At 73.5% G+C, this 4,649-nt stretch carries 3 protein-coding genes and 2 pseudogenes; 2 read left to right on the plus strand and 3 right to left on the minus strand.

All coding sequences use genetic code 11. From position 1 onward, the window contains the following. Together IH13_RS0112945 and IH13_RS40760 are read right to left on the minus strand one after the other, a co-directional pair. Nucleotides 1–542: pseudogene (locus IH13_RS0112945) on the minus strand (glycoside hydrolase family 19 protein); the annotation flags it as partial. Nucleotides 543–828: 286 nt separating this feature from the next. Beyond that, entirely contained in the window at nucleotides 829–1,680 is an 852-nt protein-coding gene (locus tag IH13_RS40760; protein ID WP_082317591.1) for a glycoside hydrolase family 19 protein, read from the minus strand. Nucleotides 1,681–2,030: 350 nt separating this feature from the next. On the opposite strand from IH13_RS40760, the pseudogene IH13_RS45535 reads away from it, so the two are divergent. After that, nucleotides 2,031–2,699 (plus strand): annotated as a pseudogene (locus IH13_RS45535) (serine/threonine-protein kinase); the annotation flags it as partial. 598 nt (nucleotides 2,700–3,297) lie between these two features. After that, nucleotides 3,298–4,209 (plus strand): hypothetical protein, encoded by a 912-nt coding sequence (locus IH13_RS44565; protein WP_234433282.1) that lies wholly within the window; start codon nucleotides 3,298–3,300, stop codon nucleotides 4,207–4,209. Nucleotides 4,210–4,270: 61 nt separating this feature from the next. Here IH13_RS44565 and IH13_RS0112965 read toward each other — a convergent pair. Further along, nucleotides 4,271–4,649: adenylosuccinate synthetase (locus tag IH13_RS0112965; protein ID WP_031083991.1), on the minus strand; the 379-nt coding region annotated here is incomplete at its 5' end.

Genomic DNA, 4,649 nt, shown 5'->3' on the forward strand with positions numbered 1-4,649 from the left:
GATGTGTATAAGAGACAGCCGTAGGGCTGGCCGGTGTCGCAGTAGTGGGGGTAGTTGGCGGTGTTCTGCTCCACGATGTGGACCAGGCCGCCGGTCTCGTGGCTGACGTTGGCGAGGAACGCCGCGGCCTCCTGCTTCTTCACGGTGTCGCTGCCCGTGTTGGCGAAGCCCGGGTAGGCGCTCAGCGCGGCCGTGAGCCCGCTGTAGGTGTAGAAGGAGCTCCGGTTCGGGAACATCTGATTGAACTGCGCCTCGCTGACGACGAAGCCCGAGGGGTCCGGGTTCTCGCTGCCGCCGCCGCCCGAACCGCAGGCGCCCTGGTCGGCCCAGACGTCCGAGGCACCCGGACGCTCGTTCTGCGTCCACCACTTCGCCGACCAGTTGTGCCCGTCGTACGAGGCCGAGCCGCCGCCTGTGTACACGGCCGAGGCGTCCCAGGCCGGGGCGCAGGTGGCCGCCGAGGCGGTGGCGGCGGGGAGGATGACGAGCGTCGCGACGACCGCGGCGATCGCGGTGAGCAGGCTCATGACACGTTTGATCACGTGATCGACTCCTTCGGTGCGGCGCGGCCGTGGGCGCGCCGCCATGGGGGTGCACCCACTCAAGCCAGATGGTCTGAACCTGTCAAGGTCTAGACCAAAGTTCGTTGTCGGACGATCGCGCCGCGAAGACCCTCACGCGCGACCGCGCAGCCACCGCGCACCCCTCTCAACCGCGGCTCCGGCCCGTTTCGTTCGGCAGCACGCCCAGGGGGCCCAGGACGCCCCCTGTCTCTTATACACATCTGAGTCGGGCTCCACGGGAGTCGGCGCGGCCCCCGCCCCACCGTCAGCAGGTGAGCCCGGACCCCGGTGCGACACCGAGGATCCCGGTGATCCGCTCGTACCGGGCGACCCTGGAGGCCACCGACTCCGGGTTGCCGCCGTCACACTCCAGCGCGCCGTTGAGGGAGCGGATGGTCTCACCGAAGCCCGCACCGCCCACCATCGCGTCGTGCGAGGTCATCGTGCCGGGGCCGTTCTGGGTGTTCCAGTACCAGAGGGCGGTCTGCCAGGCCACCGAGGGATCCCGCTCCACCAGCCACGGATCGTTCAGCAGGTCCAGGCCGAGGGCGTCACCGGCGGCCTTGTAGTTGAAGTTCCAGCTGAACATGATCGGGCCGCGGCCGTAGTACGCCTCCCGCCCCGCCGGGCAGCCGTAGGGCTGGGTGTCGTCGCACTTGCGCCCGTAGTTGGCCTCGTTGATCTCCTTGACGTACCGCAGCCCGACCGACTCGAAGTCGGCGTGCGTCAGGAAGGCGGCGGCTTCCCGCGCCCGGGTCTGCGGCGTACCCGTGCCGGCGAAGCCCGGATAGGCGTGCAGCGCGTCGACCAGTCCCTGGTAGGTGTAGAAGGGGGCGCGCTCCGGGAAGATCGCGTCGAACTGGGCCTCGCTGACGGCGAAGTCCGACTCCCCGCCCGTGCAGGCGCCCCGGTCCACCCAGACGGTCGTGGCGCCCGGGTTCTCGTTCTGCGTCCACCACGCGGCACTCCAGTTGCGCCCGTGGTGGGAGGCGGTGCCACCGGCCGGGTACGCGGTGGTGGCGCTCCACAGCGGCGCACAGGGCTCCGCCCCGCCGACGGGCGCGGCGGCCTGCGCGGGCCCGGGGAGGAAGGCGGCCGTGGCGACGACGGCGCCCAGTGCGGTCAGGAACCTCTTGACGCGGTTCAGCGCTGCTCACTCCTTCGGTGCGGCGCGCCGAGCACCTCGGCGGGCGGACGTGACGACCACTCAAACCCCGCTGGTCTGGACCTGTCAAGGTCTGGACCAGCCGCCCCGGATCCGCCGCCCCACGCCGGGCCGCGCCGGGCCGCCTCACACCCCCCGGGCTCCCGGCCCCCGCCTCGCGTAACGGAACGGCACCAGCGGCCTCGCTCCGCCCACCTGCGACGCAGCCTCTGTGCGAGGATCCGCTCGTGGACCAGCTGACACATGACGACCCGTCACACATCGGCCCCTACCGCCTCCTCGCCCGGCTGGGCGCGGGCGGGATGGGCGAGGTGTACCTGGCGCGTTCCGGCGGCGGGCGGACCGTCGCCGTCAAGCTCGTGCGCTCCGAACTCGCCACGGAGCCCGAGTTCCGCAGGCGCTTCGCGCAGGAGATCGCGGCGGCCCGCCGGGTCGGCGGGAAGTGGACCGCGGCCGTACTCGACGCGGACACCGATGCCCCGGCCCCCTGGGTGGCGACGGCGTACGTGCCCGGGCCCTCGCTGCACGCGGTGCTCGCCGGACGCGCGGAGCCGCTGCCGGAGCGCTCGGTGCGCATCCTCGGCCACCGGCTCGCCCAGGCGCTCACGGCGGTCCACACCGCCGGGCTGATCCACCGTGACCTCAAACCGGCCAACGTCCTGGTGACCATCGACGGGCCCCGGGTGATCGACTTCGGGATCGCCCGGGCGCTGGACGCGGTGACGGCCGACGGGAAGCTGACCCGCACCGGAGCGGTGATCGGGTCGCCCGGCTACATGTCTCCCGAGCAGGTGCGCGGTGAGGTGCTCACACCGGCCGGCGACGTCTTCTCGCTGGGCTCGGTGCTGGCGTTCGCCGGGACGCGGCGGCATCCGTTCGGCTCCTCGGAGAGCGGCATGCACGCGGTGATGTACCGGATCGCCCAGGAGGAGCCGGATCTGACCGGGCTCCCCGAGGGCCTGACCGAACTGGTCGGCGCCTGCCTGGCGAAGAACCCGGCCGACCGCCCCTCGCCGGAGGAGGTGGTGGCCCGCACGGAAGAGGTGGCGCAGGACACCGAGCCGTGGCTGCCCGCCGGACTGATCGCCGAACTCGGCCGGAAGGCAGCTGAGTTGCTGGACTCGGACGGTCCGGCCCACCGCGCCCCGGCCCGGCCGGCCGGACCGCCCCCGGGCGCGACCCCGCCGCCGCCCACCACGGCCCCCACGACGGGGGCCACGCCTCCGCTCCCGGCCGCGCCGCCCACGACCGGAGTGGCACCCCCGCTCCCGGCGGCTCCGCCGACCCCGCCCCCGCCCTCCCCGGCACCGGCGGCGCACACGCCGCGGCCCCCCGCCGCCCCGGCGCCGTCGGCCGAACCCGCCCCACCGCCGGCCGCCGCACCCGCCTTCACCCCGCTCACCGCTCCGGACGGCACCCCGCCCCCGCCCTCGGCCGGCCCCTCGGCGCCGGGCCCGGCGGCACCCGCCGCTCCGGGCCCCGGGTTCGGCCCCGCCGGCATGCCCCCGCCCGCCGCAGGCCGCCCCGACCGCCCCGCCCGCGCCCCGGCGTCGGCGTACGGCGCTGCTCGTGACCGCCTCGGTCGCCGCCGTGGCCCTGCTCGCGGGCGGCATCACCTACGCGGCCATGCAGTACGCCTCGGACGGGACGGACGGCGGGGACGACAAGGCCGGGGGCACGGCGAGCGAACCGGCCGCGGACCGGACACCGGCCGGCGAGCCGTCCGGGTCCACCGGGCACGCGTCCCCGTCCGCGGCGGCCGCCGACCCGTCCGGCGCGGTGGAGGGCGTCATCGCGCCCGAGTACCTGGGCGTCTGGGAGGGCGTCGACAAGGACGACGACGGCACCACCGTCGCCGTCCGCCGCATCACCATCACCCAGGGCAACGTCGGCGCCGACGTCGTCACCACGTTCAACTCCTTCGACTCGGCGCTGTGCTCCGGCTCGGGCGAGCTGGTCTCGTTCGACAACCTGATGGTGGTCGAGACGCGGGTGACCGGCAGCATCCCCGACGAGAAGTGCTCCTCCGGCGGGCGGTGGACGGTCCGCGCCACCGGCGACTCGACCCTCACCTGGACCGACGACGACGGCAAGAGCACGGTCCTCTCCAAGGGGTCCGAGAACAGCACCCCGGTCCCCGCGGAGTTCCTCGGTACCTGGGAGTCCGTGGCGACGGGCGGCTCGCCCTCCCCCGACACCTCCACCCTGGTGCTGCGCCAGGGCGCCTACGGCGAGGTGGTCGCCGAGTACGTCTACGACGGGCCGTCCTACCACTGCGAGGACGAGAGCACCCTCGTCTACGCCAACAGCAGGGAACTGCGCCTCGGCCCCCAGATCAACACGGTCGCGGAACCCGAGGACCGCTGCGAGGACGGCAACTCCCGCCTGGTGCGGATGAAGGGCGCCGACGGGCTGACCCTCACCTGGGTGGGCTCCACGGACGAGGACGACGCCCCGGCCACCTACCGGCGCAAGGGCTGACCGGCCCCGCACACGCCTGAGGGCCGCCGGCGACGCCGGCGGCCCTCAGCACGTCACGCTCCTACAGGAAGGAGTTGATCTCGATGGTCTCGGTCCGGCCCGGGCCGACACCGATCGCGGAGATCGGGGCGCCGGACATCTCCTCCAGCGCCTTCACGTACGCCTGCGCGTTCTTCGGCAGGTCGTCGAAGGTCTTGGCCTTCGTGATGTCCTCGGACCAGCCCGGCAGCATCTCGTAGATCGGCTTCGCGTGGTGGAAGTCGGTCTGGCTGTACGGGAGTTCCTCGACGCGCTTGCCGTCGATCTCGTACGCGACGCACACCGGGATCTGCTCCCAGCCGGTCAGCACGTCCAGCTTGGTGAGGAAGAAGTCGGTGAGGCCGTTGACCCGGGTCGCGTACCGCGCGATCGGGGCGTCGAACCAGCCGCAGCGGCGGGCG

The organism is Streptomyces sp. NRRL WC-3549 (assembly GCF_000721935.1).
In the GTDB taxonomy this organism is placed as follows: Bacteria; Actinomycetota; Actinomycetes; order Streptomycetales; family Streptomycetaceae; genus Streptomyces.